Raw genomic sequence first — 16,882 nt, 5'->3', positions numbered from 1 at the left:
TGGTACATGCAGGGCAAGATCCAGATCGACCCGATGATCACCCACACCATGCCGCTCGAGGACATCAACAAGGGCTTCGACATGATGCACAAGGGCGAAAGCATCCGCGGCGTCGTGGTCTATTAAGGCGATGAAGACCATATCGAAAGAGAGATCGTTCGGCGGAACGCAGGGCGTCTACTCGCATGCGTCACAGGCGTGCGGGTGCGAGATGACGTTCGCCGTCTACGTCCCACCGCAGGCCGCCGAACGCCAATGTCCAGTCCTCTGGTATCTCTCCGGCCTCACCTGCACGCATGCAAACGTCATGGACAAGGGGGAGTACAGGCGGCTTGCCGCACATCTCGGGATCATCGTCGTCTGCCCGGACACAAGTCCCAGAGGGGATGCGGTGCCGGACGAGCCGGAAAACTGGCAGATGGGCAGGGGCGCCGGCTTCTATCTCGACGCCACGCAAAAGCCATGGGCCGAGAACTATCAGATGTATACCTACGTCACCCAGGAGCTGCCGGCTCTGGTTGCTGAGGAGTTTCACGCTGACATGGAGAGGCAAGGGATTTTCGGCCATTCGATGGGCGGGCACGGGGCGATAACCATCGCCCTCAAGAATCCGGATCGTTACCGAAGCTGCTCGGCCTTCGCACCGATCAGCCGCCCGACCGTCTCCGGATGGTCGAAGCCGGCATTGGAGAAATATCTCGGACCCGACCGGCAAAGCTGGCGCGAGTACGACGCGTGCGCGCTGATAGAGGACGGACGCAGATTTCCGGAAATGCTCGTCGATCAGGGGACTGCTGACAGCTTTCTGGAAGATGGGCTCCGCCCGAACGAGCTGAAGGCGGCGTGCGACACCGCCGGCATCTCGCTTCGCCTCAGGATGCAGGAGGGCTACGGCCACTCCTACAGCTTCATCTCGACTTTCATGGACGATCACCTGCGCTGGCACGCCGAGAGGCTAGCGTAGAAGGCTCAAGAGAGAACTACAGCTCGGTCACGGCATTCTGCCGTGACCCAGGAGGAAGGGAGAAACCTCAATGACGAGCATATCAATACATCCGACGGTCGACTCCGGATACCGGGCGACCGACGCATCCTTTTCCGGAGGCACCCTCATCTGCAATTGCGCAAGCAACCCGGTGAAGGTCCGCATCAAGGGCGACATCGCGCACAATCATGCCTGCGGCTGCACGAAATGCTGGAAGCCCGAAGATGCGGTATTCTCTGTCGTCGCCGTCGCGCCGACGGAGAATGTCGAAGTTCTGGAGAACGGCGACAAACTCGCGGTCGTCGACCCGTCGGCGCTGATCCAGCGCCATGCCTGCAAGGAATGCGGCGTCCATATGTACGGACCTGTCGAGCGCGATCATCCCTTCAAGGGACTGTCTTTCGTTCATCCCGAGCGTTTCGAGGGGAAGGGTTGGGCCGCGCCTGGCTTTGCCGCGTTTGTTTCGTCGATTATCGAAAGCGGATACGACCCAGCCAAAATGGATGCCGTGCGAGCCCGTCTGAAGGAACAGGGGCTTGAGCCCTATGATTGCTTGAACCCGGCGCTGATGGATTACATCGCCACCTGGACAGCCAAGAAAAACGGCGTACTGGCCGCCTGAGAATAGATCAAATTATGCAAAAGGCCGCCTGGCAAAACACCAGGCGGCCATTACCGTCAGCGAATTTGGCGCCTGTCCGTCGTCACCGGTATCAGTTTTCTTCCCAGGGGAAGGTATCCAGCCTTTCCGCGCCGTTCGCGGTAATGAGCACCTGGGTTTCCAGTTTGATACTCTCTGATCCGTCTTCGGCGATGAGACTTTCGACGTTCAACACCATGTTCTCTTCCACGACGCCGGCGAAATTCTCGTCATAATCCGGATGCAGCAACACGCCCGGCCACTCGTCGCACATGCCTGTTCCATGCAGCGCCAATGTATAGCGATAGGGTATGTATTTTTCCGGAATGCGCCAGGATCTTTCATTGAATTCCAGGAAGCTCAGTCCGGGCTTCAGCAGGGAAAGATTATGTTCGATCTGCTCCCTTGCCGCCGAATAGAGCTCACGCTGCTTGGGTTTCATCGCCACATGGCCGCAAGTCCACGAGCGAGACAAGTCGGCACAATATCCGTAGGGGCCAATCATATCCGTGTCGAAGGAGATCATTTCTCCGGATTTCACCATGTAGTCCGAGCATTCCTGGTACCACGGGTTCGTTCTGGCCCCCGCGGTCAGCAGCTTCGTTTCAAGCCACTCGCCGCCGCTGCGCGCGTTCTCGAAATGGAGTTCCGCCCAGATCTCGCGTTCCGTCCGGCCGGGTTCCGAGGCCTCATACATCCGCGCCATGCCGGCTTCGCAAACGCGGATGGTCCAGCGCATCAGTTCGATTTCCTCGGCGCTTTTTATGGACCGCGCCCGCTCCGCCAGCTCCTGGCCGTCGAGCAGTTCGATACCCCTCTTTTGCAGCGCATGAGCACCTGGAGGGTCGAGCCGGTCCACGGCCAGGCGGCGATTCCGGCCTTTTTCCCTCAGGATGTCGGCGATCTCGTCAGCCCATCCTTCTAGTCGTTCTTCAACCAAATTGCCTGCGGTGAAGAAGATCCAGGATTTTGCCGGCCGGATTTCATCGACACAGGGAAGACCTTGGTTGAGGTGTTCCGAGCCCTCGAACTCAAACATGATCGCTGGTCCATCGGCCAGGATCAAAGCGTAGCGGGCTGGATTGTGCATCGTCCAGATGCTCATATTCGACGAGTCGAAAGCATATCTTATGTTCACGGGATCATAGAGAAGCAGGGCGGAACAGTTGGCTTCCTCCATCTTCATACGCAAACGACCGAGCCGATAATGCCGCGCCGTATCGAGAACATGCGCCGGAATGGAACTGCGGAGCGGCCGATCGGCGCCTTCTGGATTGAGATATGCTTTCTTTCGTTCGTCTTTGAAAACGGTTGTGTGATCATGACTGCCGATAAGTGCAGAGGCATTTTGCATTCGAGGCGTTCCTATAGGTCTGTGATGCAGTGGATTTGCCGGAGGACGGATCTTCGGCGGAGCAACGGGAACCAAAGATGAGGTGAACGGTTGGCGCTGTGTCGGACCGCGACTTTAGGCAGGATGGGAGGAAGAGGCCCTTTTTCTCAACGGCAAAAATAAGCCGCCTTGACATAATGAAATGTAATGCAAAAAACTGCTGAGGCTGGTGCGGCTGCACCCCTCATCAATAAGGTTTTCCATGGTAAGTCTGCGGCGACGATTGCCTCCTTTGACCGGATTGACTGCATTTGAAGCGGTGGCTCGCAATGGTAGCTTCACGCGCGCGGCAAGCGAGCTCGGCGTTACGCAAGCCGCCGTCAGCCGGCAGATTCATCTGCTCGAAGAAATGCTGGGTTTCGATCTTTTTCGGCGCTTGCACCGCAGGATAGAGCTGACTGAAAAAGGAAGAACCCTGTCGACGGCGGCAACCACCGCCTTCAACCTTGTTGCCGAAACGATCTCTGAAATCACCAAGGAAGAGGCAGCCGAAGGGCTGACGATTTCCGCCACCGTCGCGTTTTCACATTTCTGGCTGCTGCCGAAGATCTCTTCCCTCTCGAAAGCATTCCCAGACAGCGCCCTTCGCATCATTACGCAGGACAACGCAACCAGCCTCGGGAGCAGCGATGTGGACCTCGCCATCCGTTATGGCAACGGCATGTGGCCGGATGGACAGGCTGAACTGCTCTTCGATGACGAGATCTTTCCTGTCTGCAGCCAGGAATATGCTGAGAACCTCGGAAAAATCGAAGACCTTGCCGAGTTGGTGCGTTATCCGCTCATCAGCTCCGACACCGACGACCCGAGTTGGACAGGCTGGAGCGAGTGGCTCGCTGCATTCTCAGTGGAAGCACCCAAGCGCTCCCTCGGCATGCGCTGCAGTTTTTATACCGAAGCGGTTTACGCTGCATTGAACGGGCAGGGGATCGCACTCGGCTGGCGGCGCCTCGTTCAGGATCTCTTGAACAGGAAAGCGCTTGTTCGGCTGACCGAGCAGTCGATCGCGACGAGGAACGGTTATTTCATTGTTGTTCCGCGGCGAAGCGCAAAAAATCCGCACGTCGCTCAGTTTACCGCGTGGTTGAAAGAGACAGCGCATGCCATGCAGCAATGACGTTGCTGTCCGACGATGGCCGCTACAAGCCGCTTGTCTTTATTCGGCCGCCTTCCTTGACTGTTTCCATCGCCACACTTGTGGATGTGCTCGCCACGTAGGGGAGGGTCGATATTTTTTCTCCGAGGACGTGGCGGTATCGGCGGATGTCCCGTGTTCTTATCTTGATCAGATAATCAAAACGCCCTGCGATCATGTGGCATTCTTCCACCTCCTTGATCTTCCTCACTGCTGCATTGAAGCTTTTCAACGCGTCTTCCTTGGTACTCGTCAGCTTCACTTCCGCGAAGGCGACGTGATCGAGCCCAAGTTTGGCGGGATTCAAGATAGCCGAGAATCCCACGATGTATCCTTCGTCCACGAGTCTCTTAAGGCGAAGCTGACAAGGGGTTTTCGATAATCCGATCCGGCTGGCCAGATCCGTAATCGAGATTCGGCCGTCCTCGGTAACGACTTCGAGGATCTTCAAATCAAACTGGTCCAATTCACTAGTTTGAGCCTTTTCTGTAGACATTTTGCAATCCTATTGCCGTTCAAATAAGTTAATACGTCAATCATTCGGCCTTAATCAAGTCTGAATGACTTTACCTCCTCGGTTATGATGAAGCGAAGCCGGTGGAGGAAGAAGTCCAGATGAATTCCGCAGCCAAGAAGGTCGAAGGATTCCTTCAAAAACGCGCTCATCGACATACCGTTCGGCGGATCAAACGATGCGCTTTGCATCTCAATCAGATTGCAGAGGCCTATGAGGCGGTCGGCATCTGAATTTGCCTATTTCGCTCGCGTCAAAAGGGGATCACGGATGTATAACTACAATAAGAAACGCGAAGTCAGTCAGGAGCCGGATCTTCTGGCTCACTATCGGCCAGTGGCGATCAGAGCGGTGGCGGCTGCGCTCGCTGTCAAAGCGAGCAAGCCGGATGCGGTGCCGCTTCGAGACACCGAGTATTCAGGTCCGGCCTGGCTGGACCATCCCGACGACGGCGAAGCCGGCGTTTCATTCATTCGCTAATCGACACATCGTTCACAGGTATTCCCATGCTAGACGCGGTACCCAATTCCACCTCTTCCCACGACGGCGTGTCACCCTTTGCTGACTTCGCGCCGCCCATTCGACCGCAATCCGAACTTCGGCAAGCAATTACCGCTGCCTATCGCCGGCCGGAAACCGAATGTCTGCCACCGCTTGTCGCTGCGGCCCGTGTCTCCGAAGCAAAGCGCTATGACATTCGCAGCACTGCCCGCACCCTGATCGAAGCGCTGCGCGCCAAGCATAAGGGCACCGGTGTTGAAGGGCTTGTGCACGAGTACTCGCTGTCGAGCCAGGAAGGCGTGGCTCTGATGTGCCTTGCCGAAGCGCTCTTGCGCATTCCCGACACCGATACCCGTGACGCACTCATTCGAGACAAGATTGCCGAGGGCGACTGGTCGTCTCACATTGGCGGCGGCAAATCGCTGTTCGTCAACGCTGCTACCTGGGGGCTTGTAGTCACCGGCAAGCTGACCTCCACCGTCAACGACCGCAGCCTTTCGGCAGCGCTGACGCGGCTGATCGCGCGCGCCGGCGAGCCAGTGATCCGCCGCGGTGTCGACATGGCAATGCGCATGATGGGCGAGCAGTTCGTCACCGGCGAAACAATCGAGGAGGCGCTGAAGCGCGCCCAACCGCTGGAGGCCCGCGGCTTCCGCTATTCCTACGATATGCTCGGCGAGGCGGCGACAACGGCGGCTGATGCCGAGCGCTATTTCCGCGATTATGAAAATGCGATCCACGCGATCGGGAAAGCCGCGGCAGGGCGGGGCATCTATAATGGGCCCGGCATCTCCATCAAGCTCTCGGCACTACATCCACGCTACAGCCGCTCGCAGTCCGGTCGGGTGATGAGCGAGCTGCTGCCGAAAGTGAAGTCATTGGCTGCGCTCGCAAAGGGATATGATATCGGCCTCAATATCGACGCCGAGGAAGCCGACCGGCTGGAGCTTTCGCTTGATCTTCTCGAGGAGCTTTGCTTCGATGCCGCTCTCAAGGGTTGGAACGGCCTCGGCTTCGTGGTGCAGGCATATGGCAAACGCTGCCCGTTCGTGCTCGATTACATTATCGATCTGGCTCGTCGCTCTGAGCGTCGGATAATGGTGCGCCTCGTCAAGGGTGCCTATTGGGACGCCGAAATCAAGCGCGCCCAGCTTGATGGCCTTGAGGATTTTCCGGTCTATACCCGCAAGATCTATACCGACGTCGCCTATGTCGCCTGCGCGCGTAAGCTGCTTGCGGCGCCGGATGCGGTGTTCCCGCAGTTCGCTACCCATAATGCGCAGACGCTTGCCACGATCTATCATCTGGCGGGCTCGGATTTCGAAGTCGGCCAGTATGAGTTTCAGTGCCTGCATGGCATGGGCGAGCCGCTTTATGACGAGGTCGTCGGCAAGCAGAAGCTCGATCGCCCCTGCCGGATTTATGCGCCCGTCGGCACGCATGAAACGCTGCTCGCCTATCTGGTCCGACGTCTCCTGGAAAACGGCGCCAATTCCTCCTTCGTAAACCGTATCTCCGATCCGAATGTTTCGATCGACGCACTGGTCGCCGATCCCGCTGAAGTTGTCGCGGCAATGCCCGTGGTCGGCGCACCCCATGAACTGATCGCTCTTCCTGGCGACCTATATGGCAGAGCTCGTGCCAATTCCTCCGGTCTCGACCTGTCGAGTGAGAAGACCCTCTTCGAGTTGTCGCAATCGCTGGCCGCGACGGTCCAGACGCCATGGCACGCGCTTCCGATCCTCGCAGACGGTTCGACTGATGGGGTGACACGGCAGGTTCTCAATCCAGCCGATCACCGCGACGTCGTCGGGACGGTCACTGAGCTCAAGGTCGAAGAAGCAGCCCGCATTGCTCGCATGGCTGCCGAACACGCCCCACAATGGGCTGCTGTTCCCCCGGCAGAGCGCGCGGCATGCCTGGAGCGGGCCGCCGACATCATGCAGTCCCGTATCGAGACGTTGATGGGGATAGTCATGCGCGAGGCAGGAAAGTCGGCGGCCAATGCCGTTGGCGAGGTTCGGGAAGCCATTGATTTCCTGCGCTACTATGCCGACCAGGCCCGCAAGACGCTTGGTCCTGCGCATGCGCCGCTTGGACCGATCGTCTGCATCAGCCCGTGGAACTTCCCGCTTGCGATCTTCACCGGACAGGTGGCGGCAGCCCTCGTGGCGGGCAATCCGGTGCTTGCGAAACCCGCTGGCGTGACGCCGATCATCGCATCGGAAAGCGTCAAAATCCTGCACGAGGCGGGAGTGCCACGGGGGGCGCTGCAATTCGTACCCGGTAGCGGTCGACTTGGTGCAGCTCTTGTTGGCGCTCCCGAAACGGCAGGCGTCATGTTCACGGGGTCGACGGAAGTCGCCCGCCTCATTCAGGCGCAGTTGGTCGAGCGCCTATCGGCCACAGGCAAGCCCATTCCGCTGATTGCCGAAACGGGCGGCCAGAACGGCATGATCGTCGACTCTTCAGCGCTTGCCGAGCAGGTCGTCGCCGATGTGATCGCCTCTGCCTTCGATAGCGCCGGCCAGCGCTGCTCCGCATTGCGCGTCCTGTGCCTTCAGGATGATATTGCAGACCGAACTCTTAATATGCTCAAAGGCGCCTTCAACGAGCTGACGATCGGCCGCACCGATCGGTTGAACATCGACGTTGGTCCGGTCATCAATGACAGTGCCAAAGCGGAGATCGATCAGCATATCGAGCATATGCGTGGTCTTGGCTGCAAGGTGCATCAGTTGCCGCTCCACGAGGGCGCCGCGGCTGGGACGTTTGTGCCGCCGACGATCGTCGAGATCCGATCCCTTTCCGATCTCACCAGAGAAGTCTTCGGGCCGGTTCTGCACGTCATTCGCTACCGCAGAAACGGGCTCGATCGCCTGATCGACGACATCAACGCTTCCGGCTACGGTCTCACCTTCGGCCTTCATACCCGGCTCGATGAAACGATCGCGCATGTGACGAGCCGCATCAAGGCCGGCAACCTTTATGTGAACCGGAATATCATCGGAGCGGTCGTTGGCGTTCAACCATTCGGTGGACGTGGCCTCTCCGGTACCGGGCCGAAGGCTGGTGGCCCTCTCTATATCGGCCGCCTGGTTCAGAAAGCGCCTGTTCCGCCGCAGCAGGATTCGGTTCATACCGACCCGGCATTGCGGGACTACATCATTTGGCTAGATCGTCGGGGATTGTCGGCGGAAGGCGAAGCGGCCCGTGGCTATGCAAGCCGATCGGCGCTGGGACTGGAACGCGAGTTGGTCGGCCCCGTTGGCGAACGCAATCTCTACGCGCTTCATCCTCGCGGCCGAATCCTCCTGGTGCCAGAGACAAAGACCGGTCTTTTCCGCCAGATTGCCGCTGCTCTGTCGACAGGAAACCAGATCGCCATAGATGCGGGATCCGGTTTGGAATCCGTTTTGCCGGATTTGCCATCATCCGTTTCGAGCCGCATTTCCTGGACCTCGAACTGGGAGAAGGACGGGCCGTTTTCGGGTGCGCTGGTGGAAGGGGATCGGGGTAGGGTCCAGTCCATCAATCAGAAGATTGCGGCTCTTCCCGGCCCGCTCCTCCTGGTGCAGGCGGCGACCACGGATGAAGTAGAGAGCGACCCCGACGCATATTGCCTCAACTGGCTGCTGGAAGAGGTGTCGACCTCGATCAACACCGCGGCGGCGGGCGGGAATGCGAGTCTGATGACGATCGGATAGCCCGTTGTAGATGATATCGTGTGGGCGCGTTGCATGCGCCCTCACGATCATCTCTTTGATGTTCAGATTTCGCCCATCGCGAACGCGGTCGCATTAACGGTCGACCGGTCCGTGTTTGGCGAAATCCTTCTCGACTGATGCGTTCGCCCGATCCGCTATCAGAATGAGCGCCTATACGAATAGCTCCGCACTTTTTGAAAAGTCACTCTGCGCTTCTTCACGAGAAATTTATTTTCTTTTGAAAAAAATTCGAAAGATGCAGAAATGGAGCATGCGGATACCAATGAAGACGCTTTCGGGGAAGCTCGTAGTTGCAACCGGTATTGCAGTTGCGACGATTTTGCTTGGGTATACAGCAATCAACACAATTTCCGCCAAGGTCAGGACCGAACAGGAAGTCATGCTCCGGGCGACGGAGCAGGCAGCTTCTGTCAGCCAGAGTGTTGCTGTTCAAATCACCGAAGCGACTTCGGCAGGCAAGGCGCTAGCGTCATCGCTGGTAGGTTTTGTCGATGGCGGATCAAGAAAGCGGGCGGATATTGTTGCCATGCTAAAGACGGTGCCGCCGCAATACTCCAATGTATTCGGCGCCTGGATGTGCGAACTTATCGACGGGAAGTCCCCAAAGCCGACCTCCGGCGATGAGGGATTGAACAAGGAAGGTATTTTTACGCCTTATTGGACCAAGGGCGACAGCGGCCAGATGGAGTTCTCGACTTGGAAAATCGATCCCAAGCAGGAATATTATCGCGTTCCGCTGGAAACCGGAAAGCCGGTCATCACCTCTCCCTATCTCACCAACATGAAGAAGCTGGTCACGTCGGTTTCCGTCCCGATGACGTTGGATGGGCATATCGTCGGATTGGCGGGTGTTGACATAAAACTCGATGATCTGACAGCGGCGCTCAACACGATGCATCCGTTTGGAGACGGGCGCGTCATGCTTGTGGCCAATGATGGAAAATGGCTCGCGCATCCGAGCCAGGATGATCTCATGAAGGACTATGGCGACGTCGGCGCCGATCTGGTCAAACAAGCGCTGGCGGATGGCAAAATGCGCGTCGTCCCCGGAATGCCAGACGGCGTAGTTCGCCTTGTCTATCCGTTTAGCGCTCCCGGAATGAATACGACCTGGGCCGCGATTCTTGACGTTCCCGCTTCGGCCTTCGCGACACCTGTTCGCCAGCAGATGTATAGCGCCATCCTTGGCGGCTTCGCTATTCTGGTCGTGACGCTCGGCGTCATCCTGATCGCGAGCCGAAGCCTGATCGGCAAGCCGCTGACGAATGTGCTGGCCCATGTCCAACGCATGGCCGATGGGAACTATCGTGACGCGATCGCGGTCGGCAAGAGGAGCGATGAGCTCGGAAGCCTCATCTCGGCTCTGGAGATGTTTCGCCAGGAACTCGCCAACGGCGACAAGATGAAGGCCGACCAGGAAATCCTGCAAGGCCAGATCGAATTGGATCGAAAGACGCAGCGGGATCACGAAGTTGCCAAGGCCGAGGACCTTCGCCAGTTTGTTGAGACCGTGCAAACGCGATTTGAACGCCTTGCTTCCGGCGATCTCACGGTGCGTATGAACGAACCGGTCGCCCCGGAATTCGAGATGATCCGGCAAAATTTCAACACCGCCATCGCGGCTCTTGAGGAAACGATCCTCAATGTCGTCCAGTCCGTCTACACGATCAGGGGCGGGCTCAACGAGATTTCCAATGCATCCAACGATCTCGCGCGGCGCACCGAGCAGCAGGCAGCCTCTCTTGAAGAAACGGTCGCGGCGCTTGGTGAGGTTACCCGTGGCGTGAATGAGACCGCAGACGGCTCCCGCAAAGCGCAAGATGTTGTTTCGAACGCGCGAGGCGATGCCAAGATGGGTAGCGAGGTCGTTTCCCGCGCAATCTCGGCGATGATGGAGATTCAAACCTCCTCCAACAAGGTCGGCAATATCCTGCGGGTGATCGACGAGATTGCCTTCCAGACAAATCTGCTTGCTCTGAATGCCGGCGTCGAAGCTGCGCGGGCCGGGGAGGCAGGCAAGGGCTTTGCAGTTGTGGCTCAGGAAGTTCGGGAACTTGCGCAGAGATCGGCTCAGGCTGCCAAGGAAATTGCCGCGCTGATTTCGCTGTCGTCGTCACAGGTCGGAGCAGGTGTCGATCTCGTCGAGGAGACGGGAACATCTCTGTCGCACATCGTCACCAAGGTCAGCGATCTAACCGAGACCGTAAACGCAATTGCAGCCAGCGCTGCGGAGCAAGCGGTAAGTTTGCGAGAGGTTTCGGCGGCTGCGGACTTGATGGATAAGGTTACGCAGCAAAACGCGGCGATGGTTGAAGAGACGACGGCTGCCGCAAGAAGCCTTGCCGACGAAACAAATTCTTTGGCCAATTTCGTCGCACGGTTCAAACTGAGCAAAGCGCGCGGCTCCGTTGAGCACATAAGGGAAACGAACTTCGCCTTGGCGAGCTGACTGATCGCCCAGCTATCATTTGGGCAGCAGATACGAGAACTGCCCAGGCAGAAGGCGTGCGGAGGTCAATGGTAGCGTCATATCGCCTGCCGATTTGTCGGTCGGCAGGCTTCATGCCCGAGATCCTGGGGCGATCGGCGCCGCCGCGCTTCACGGCGCTTTTTCTTGCAAGCTAGTGGACCTTTCTTTCGACCTCAGTTTCAGTTGCTACGCTGAGCATTTGAAGCAGATATCGTATCAATGTGACGTCCTCGGTGGACGTCTGGTTTTCAAATACCTGCGTGATGATCGCTCTCAAATTATTGGCCTGGTCGTGCACCAGCTCCTTAATATAGATTTCGGATTCCGCAAAAATTGCATTTTCGTTCTGTTTATCGCTTGTCATCTCACACCAACTGGTCCTGAAGCGTCTTTCCGGTTTGTCCGGCATTCTGCAGCCCTCAATTCTCGATCGAACTGATCGATCATGCGTTGCACCCATGGCTCATTGTAAACGTCGTCGCCGTCCGGACGGCGATCGCGTTCTTGGACGGATCTAATCTGCTCGACCAATGCTCGCAGCAGTGACATAACCCCCTCATTTCAGCTCGTTTCCGGAATCGAGCGACCTGGCGCATCTCGTTTGAAATCCGCCGGCCGCGTTCGACAATCGGCGCTTGCAGCGCCTTCCGATCGCATAATGTCGCCTGCTTCAAGCCGGCTCGCGCTTGCAGATTTGGCCATTGCTTTCACTTAGCCAAATAGGCGCTTTCATTGTGGTTTGAACGAACTCTTGCATGAGCCAAGTAGGGAAGGTGGCTCAAAGTAGTCTCGGGCTTCAGCGGGTTGCGAAGCTCTGGTTCCAGCAAGAGGGTTGTTCCCTGGATGGAGTAGAGTTGATGATGCTTCATCAAACCGGCCATCGAAGGCTTTGCTTGGATCGGCACAATCAAGCCGCCCTCCAGCAGTGATGGCAATCCGAGTTTGGTTACCTGCCAACCCGTCGAAATCAGCAGATCCACCAACTTTGGATGCGTTTCCACAATCACCGAAGTAATGCCAGCGACAAGGCAAAACTCCATGACGCCGGTCATCAAGACATGGGAGGCCGGCACCTGATTGATCAGTATATCACCTTCCGCGACACATCGGGTCCACTCGAAAATGTCTGGCGAGCGTGGCCATGTTCCGCCGTTCATTATCTGAGGGTATACGTCCGACAACAAATGCGGTTCTGTCGTCGGGAGCAATCGCGTATATCCGACAACGGCATCTTCGTGAAAGAGGGCGAGATGCACGGCGCGGTCGCGATCGAACTGGTCAATTTCCAATCCGTCGCTTCTGCGAATGGCTTCCCAACCGAGCCTTTCCACAAATTGCTCGTGCCGAAAGCGCCAAATTTTCTCCATTGTTTGCTCGTTCGTTGCCGAGCAACCGACGTAGACTTTTATCATCCTTGCCCCTGATTTTACGGCAAGAATGCATGATAGTCCCTGTCATTTAAATGAGTAAAAATACCCAGCTTTCAGTCGTTAGCCGACTTCTAAGACCCTTTAGCGAAGTATTCCGAAACGAAAACTTTCCGCTATCATCTGCGCCGAATTCACGACATTCAGTTTGCGCTGAACATTCAGGATCTCATTCTGAATGGTGCGGTGCGAACGTCCCAGAATTTCGGCGATCTCGATGGCTGTCTTGCCCGCCGCGCACCATTGAATGATCTCGCGTTCCCGCGCCGTGATGCGCAAGAGGCTTCGGTCTCGCGATCTCGCCTCCTTTGCCATGAGGCCACGCAGGGCGTTGTGGGCGTAGATCGACAGAATATGCAACGCCCCTCTGGCGGCGTTGGAGAGGTCCACCTTTTCGGCACCAAATGTAACAACCGCCTGGAAGCCGCTCGCTGTGTGCAACGGCACGCTGTAGCCGTCTTTCATTTTGAATTCCCTGGCTTCGTTCATGACGCGTCGCCCGTGACGGCCAAGCTCTTGATCTCGCAGCGCCTCCGACCAAACGAAAGCGCCGTCCTGCATCTTACAGAGCTGGATAATGGGATCAGCGTGCACGTAATTGTTCGACAAATAGTGTTCAAACCATTCCGTCGGCCAGGCATTCAACATGAAGTAGGAATCGATGCGTTCTGTGGGCAAGGGTATGCCGGAAATTGCAAAACAGTTGAAACCGAAGTGGCGTGCGGATCTGTCCAGGGATCCGAGTATGTCTTCCTTGCTTTTTGCGGCTGTTGTTTCCGACAAAAAGTCGAACATTAGATTTGCGGTTGCCACTGCTTCGCTGTTCACTCGCCCCTCCCCAGGATTTCAGACAATGTAGGGCATATTAGCTCAAGGAAGTATTATTTTCATGACCGCATCCCGCCGAATGCTGTGTGTATATGATATTTTTATAATAAACTTGAATACGGAAGGGAAGGTCATTGGCGAGAGCAGGGCGGTCCGCATGATCTGATGGACATACCACATCCCATGAATTGCACGGCTTCGCTTCGCTTTCATGCTCCTGGTCCGCGCTGGCAGCTTCGCCACAGGTCCCCTTGTCCAATCGAAAATGCACTTAAAGGTAGGCAAAATTGCTTATTTACCGTTGCGTAAGGTAGCTGTTAAATCCGACATTAAGGGAAGGAAATAACAGGCAAACGGGTGCGGGCTTACCGGAGGCCAACGATGGTCTTTCGTTGGAGGCAATGCCGTGCAGAATGGCATTGCCTGGCCGATCTTTCGGCATCTGGGAAAGAAATTCCAAAGAGCTATGCAGGCGGGATCGAACTCGCCGCTTAAACCTCCGATACCGACGGAAGCGCCGACTTCCGTCGGCACCAATAAAAATCGTCAGCTTTCAGAATCGATCCTCAACATCACTGGGTCGATGAGGCGGTGAAGCTACGGCTTGGCCGCAGCCAGGAGAGACCGGCAACGGGCACGCAGCATGTGCGGCCTGTTTCGCGAAATTATGACGTGTGACTGATGGAGGGGCACTTGTCCTGCCTCATCGATCAGTCTTCAGGCCTAATGATGAGACGTTTGCGCCGAGGTCTTAGCGATCTCGTGCCGAAGCGCCAATGCTTGAATTCCGAAAGTCGAACCAAACTCAAAGCCTTGCGTCACGGTCGTAGACGACCGTGCGGGGCGCAGCGATTACGTTTCCGGCAAGCGGAGAGGGGCCCATGAACAGCCTTAAAGGATCTTGGAAACTATCAGGATGGCGCAGGACGACCAGCAAGGGGGATGTTTCCTATCCGCTTGGTGAGGAAGCATCGGGTTTGCTTGTCTACACGTCGAGCGGCACGATGATGGTGCAAATGACGGCCGCAAACCGTCCGGCTTTCGAAACCAGCGATCCTCTCGGGGGGAGTGCAGAGGAGCGGGCGGCCGCATACTCAACGTGCCTCGCTTATTTCGGCAGCTACAGGGTTGCCGAAGGCAAGGTCACGCACCGGATCGAAGGCAGCTCCTTTCCCAATTGGTCGGAAACCGAACAGGTTCGCCCCTACGAGCTTAAGGGCGACGAACTGATCTTGCGCACGCCCCCTTCTGAGAGCGGCGGAATAACCACCGTAAACGAGATGTCCTGGATCCGCGTCAAGGGACCAGCCGACGCCTGATCCACTTGGGCGCGGCTGCGCCTCATTCATGCATTCGAGGGAGGAATAGATGAACATCACCAGCACCATCCATCATACCGCCCGTGCTCGGGCGGGAGTGCCGCTTGCTTTGGGAAGGCAGCACCCGAAAGCGGCCTATCAACAAACCGATCTGGCAGCTCTCGCCAAATATTTCATTCTGCTGATGCTGCGCAATGTCACGAGCGACGGCTATGTCATCGAGGATCCCGCCAATCCCGGGCAATATTCGGTGCCGGGATGCATTATCGCCGCGCCTTCCTTTCCTTCCAACACACCCGGCGTCGATCAAGACTATGTCTATAATTGGGTGCGCGACGCTGCGATCACCGCCATCGAGATCGCGGCTGCCGACTTGCCTGCAACCCCAGGCGGAGGCGTGCCGAGTCTCACGGATTATGTCAGCTTCGCCAGGCTCTGTCAGAGCAATGCCCATCCGACGCTGGGGCATGCATGCTTTACCGTGGCCGGTCAGCCGCGTCCCTGGACCGAACAGAATGACGGCCCCGCCATTCAGAGCCTCGCCCTCCTGCAGGCCTATCCTCAGTTGGACGCAGCGACACAGGCCATCGCAAGACAGGTCATCGAAACAAATATCTCTTATCTCCTCGGCGCCTACCAGCAGCCAACCACCAATCTGTGGGAGGAGCACGAAGGTCTGTCCTTCTTTGCGCGCTCGGTTCAGCTCCGCTGTTTCCGGGAGGTTGCCGCCAATAGCTACGGCATCGGCGTTGCCGCCAATGTCCCAACGGCAATTGCCTGGCTTGAAAACGCCCTCCAGGATCATTGGAACGGCTCGTACTATGTGACGATGCTGGCGCCGGGCGCCGGTCCCGGCGTTTCCATTGTTTCCGGCGACCTTGGCTACGATCCAAACATCGACATCATTTCAGCCTGTGTCTATGGAGCGGTGCCGACAACCGACACGAGGTTGCTTGCGACGGCAGCCCGCCTGCGCAGCCAGTGGGCGGACCCCAATTCCAATTCGTTCTACCCGATCAATGGTACGGATCAGGCACGCGGGATTGGTCCTCTCCTCGGTCGCTATCCGGGCGACACCTATGACGGCGATGTCGCCCATCCCGTCGCCGGCGGGCATCCCTGGGCCCTGTGCACATGCAACTTTGCGGAGCTTTACTATCGTCTCGCAAACGACGTCGATCACGCAGGCAAGGTTCCCTTGGACAGTCTGTCCGAGGATTTCTTCGCACAGGTTGGGGTGACGAGCACGACCTCCATTGCCGATGCGTCCGCCGCGCTGCGAAACGCGGGTGACGCTATGCTGCGCGCGGTTGTCTATCACAGCGATCGTTATGAGTTGAGCGAGCAGTTCGACGGCACGTCCGGCTACGAAAAGAGCGTGCACAATCTGACATGGAGCTACGCATCATTTCTGTCTGCGGTGCGCGCCAAAACCGGCGGAAGCAAATTGTCCGGTAAGGCCGCCAGCAAGTCCGCGCGGACGTCCGGAGGCAAGAAATGAGCGAGCGCTTTGCAAGCTTCATTGCTCTCTCAAGCGTGCTGACCGGTTTCAACGCGATGCAGCTTCACGCCACCGGCCTGGCGGAAACCTATCTCGGCCTGCTGGATCAGATCGTTCCCGTCGATATCGTGAACGATCTGCTCGAAAGCCTTCGAGAACTGCCGGCGAACCGGGATGGTGAGCGATCAGCGGCAATTCTTAGGGATCCGCAACTTGGGCCGATCGCGCGCAACGTGATCATGCTTTGGTACTGCGGCACCTGGCAACAATTGCCTGCGGGATGGCGTACCGCCTTTGGAGCATCGCCGCTCGACAAAACCCATCTGGTCTCCGGTGCGGCCTATCAGGCCGGCCTGCAATGGCTTGCGGCGGGTGCCCATCCGCCGGGAGCCAAGCAGCAAGGTTTCGGCGCATGGGCCTTGGCGCCCGCGGGGGGATGAC

Annotated in this window: 13 protein-coding genes and 1 pseudogene; 10 read left to right on the top strand and 4 right to left on the bottom strand. The window is 57.4% G+C overall.

Going from position 1 to position 16,882, the window contains the following annotated elements:
- From ACXHXG_RS25645 to gfa, 3 genes and pseudogenes are all read left to right on the top strand, one after another.
- Positions 1-126 (top strand): annotated as a pseudogene (locus ACXHXG_RS25645) (S-(hydroxymethyl)glutathione dehydrogenase); the annotation flags it as partial.
- A gap of 4 nt (positions 127-130) precedes the next feature.
- Positions 131-964, top strand: a complete 834-nt coding sequence (gene fghA / locus ACXHXG_RS25640) for an S-formylglutathione hydrolase (RefSeq protein WP_457901157.1) — start codon at positions 131-133, stop codon at positions 962-964.
- Positions 965-1,034: 70 nt separating this feature from the next.
- On the top strand, positions 1,035-1,607 hold the full coding sequence (gene gfa / locus ACXHXG_RS25635) for an S-(hydroxymethyl)glutathione synthase (RefSeq protein WP_260304709.1): 573 nt from the start codon (positions 1,035-1,037) through the stop codon (positions 1,605-1,607).
- Between the two features lie 91 nt (positions 1,608-1,698).
- Here gfa and ACXHXG_RS25630 read toward each other — a convergent pair whose 3' ends face one another.
- The gene (locus ACXHXG_RS25630; protein ID WP_457901156.1) at positions 1,699-2,979 is read right to left on the bottom strand and encodes a M24 family metallopeptidase; all 1,281 of its coding nucleotides are present in this window, start codon (positions 2,977-2,979) and stop codon (positions 1,699-1,701) included.
- Positions 2,980-3,187: 208 nt separating this feature from the next.
- Between ACXHXG_RS25630 and ACXHXG_RS25625 the strand changes: the two genes are divergently transcribed.
- On the top strand, positions 3,188-4,135 hold the full coding sequence (locus tag ACXHXG_RS25625; protein WP_457901155.1) for a LysR substrate-binding domain-containing protein: 948 nt from the start codon (positions 3,188-3,190) through the stop codon (positions 4,133-4,135).
- Positions 4,136-4,157: 22 nt separating this feature from the next.
- Here the strand turns inward: ACXHXG_RS25625 and ACXHXG_RS25620 are convergent, their stop codons facing one another.
- The gene (locus ACXHXG_RS25620; protein ID WP_104826159.1) at positions 4,158-4,649 is read right to left on the bottom strand and encodes an Lrp/AsnC family transcriptional regulator; all 492 of its coding nucleotides are present in this window, start codon (positions 4,647-4,649) and stop codon (positions 4,158-4,160) included.
- Positions 4,650-4,937: 288 nt separating this feature from the next.
- Here ACXHXG_RS25620 and ACXHXG_RS25615 point away from each other — a divergent pair, with 288 nt between their 5' ends.
- From ACXHXG_RS25615 to ACXHXG_RS25605, 3 genes are all read left to right on the top strand, one after another.
- A complete protein-coding gene (locus ACXHXG_RS25615; protein WP_104826160.1) occupies positions 4,938-5,147 on the top strand; it encodes a hypothetical protein in 210 nt (69 codons plus the stop codon).
- A 26-nt stretch (positions 5,148-5,173) separates the two neighbouring features.
- Positions 5,174-8,875 carry a trifunctional transcriptional regulator/proline dehydrogenase/L-glutamate gamma-semialdehyde dehydrogenase gene (gene putA / locus ACXHXG_RS25610; protein WP_457901154.1) on the top strand — a complete coding sequence of 1,234 codons (3,702 nt, stop codon included), beginning with the start codon at positions 5,174-5,176 and terminating at the stop codon, positions 8,873-8,875.
- A gap of 283 nt (positions 8,876-9,158) precedes the next feature.
- On the top strand, positions 9,159-11,345 hold the full coding sequence (locus ACXHXG_RS25605; RefSeq protein ID WP_457901153.1) for a methyl-accepting chemotaxis protein: 2,187 nt from the start codon (positions 9,159-9,161) through the stop codon (positions 11,343-11,345).
- A gap of 728 nt (positions 11,346-12,073) precedes the next feature.
- On the opposite strand, the gene ACXHXG_RS25600 is transcribed toward ACXHXG_RS25605, so the two are convergent.
- Positions 12,074-12,733 carry an acyl-homoserine-lactone synthase gene (locus ACXHXG_RS25600; protein ID WP_457901152.1) on the bottom strand — a complete coding sequence of 220 codons (660 nt, stop codon included), beginning with the start codon at positions 12,731-12,733 and terminating at the stop codon, positions 12,074-12,076.
- Positions 12,734-12,877: 144 nt separating this feature from the next.
- Positions 12,878-13,621 carry a helix-turn-helix transcriptional regulator gene (locus tag ACXHXG_RS25595; RefSeq protein ID WP_260304714.1) on the bottom strand — a complete coding sequence of 248 codons (744 nt, stop codon included), beginning with the start codon at positions 13,619-13,621 and terminating at the stop codon, positions 12,878-12,880.
- 881 nt (positions 13,622-14,502) lie between these two features.
- Between ACXHXG_RS25595 and ACXHXG_RS25590 the strand changes: the two genes are divergently transcribed.
- Genes ACXHXG_RS25590 through ACXHXG_RS25580 form a run of 3 tightly spaced genes read left to right on the top strand, consistent with a single transcriptional unit; the run spans position 14,503 to position 16,881 of the window.
- Positions 14,503-14,940 (top strand): lipocalin-like domain-containing protein, encoded by a 438-nt coding sequence (locus ACXHXG_RS25590; RefSeq protein ID WP_260304715.1) that lies wholly within the window; start codon positions 14,503-14,505, stop codon positions 14,938-14,940.
- Positions 14,941-14,989: 49 nt separating this feature from the next.
- Entirely contained in the window at positions 14,990-16,441 is a 1,452-nt protein-coding gene (locus tag ACXHXG_RS25585; protein ID WP_283053276.1) for a glycoside hydrolase family 15 protein, read from the top strand.
- A complete protein-coding gene (locus tag ACXHXG_RS25580; RefSeq protein WP_104826168.1) occupies positions 16,438-16,881 on the top strand; it encodes a hypothetical protein in 444 nt (147 codons plus the stop codon). Before ACXHXG_RS25585 ends, ACXHXG_RS25580 begins: the two co-directional genes overlap by 4 nt.
- The last annotated feature ends 1 nt before the right edge of the window (position 16,882 follow it).

It is taken from the genome of Rhizobium sp. LEGMi-198b (genome assembly GCF_054114205.1).
Note: the sequence above shows the minus strand (reverse complement) of the source record. Positions and strands in the feature narration are given on the sequence as shown.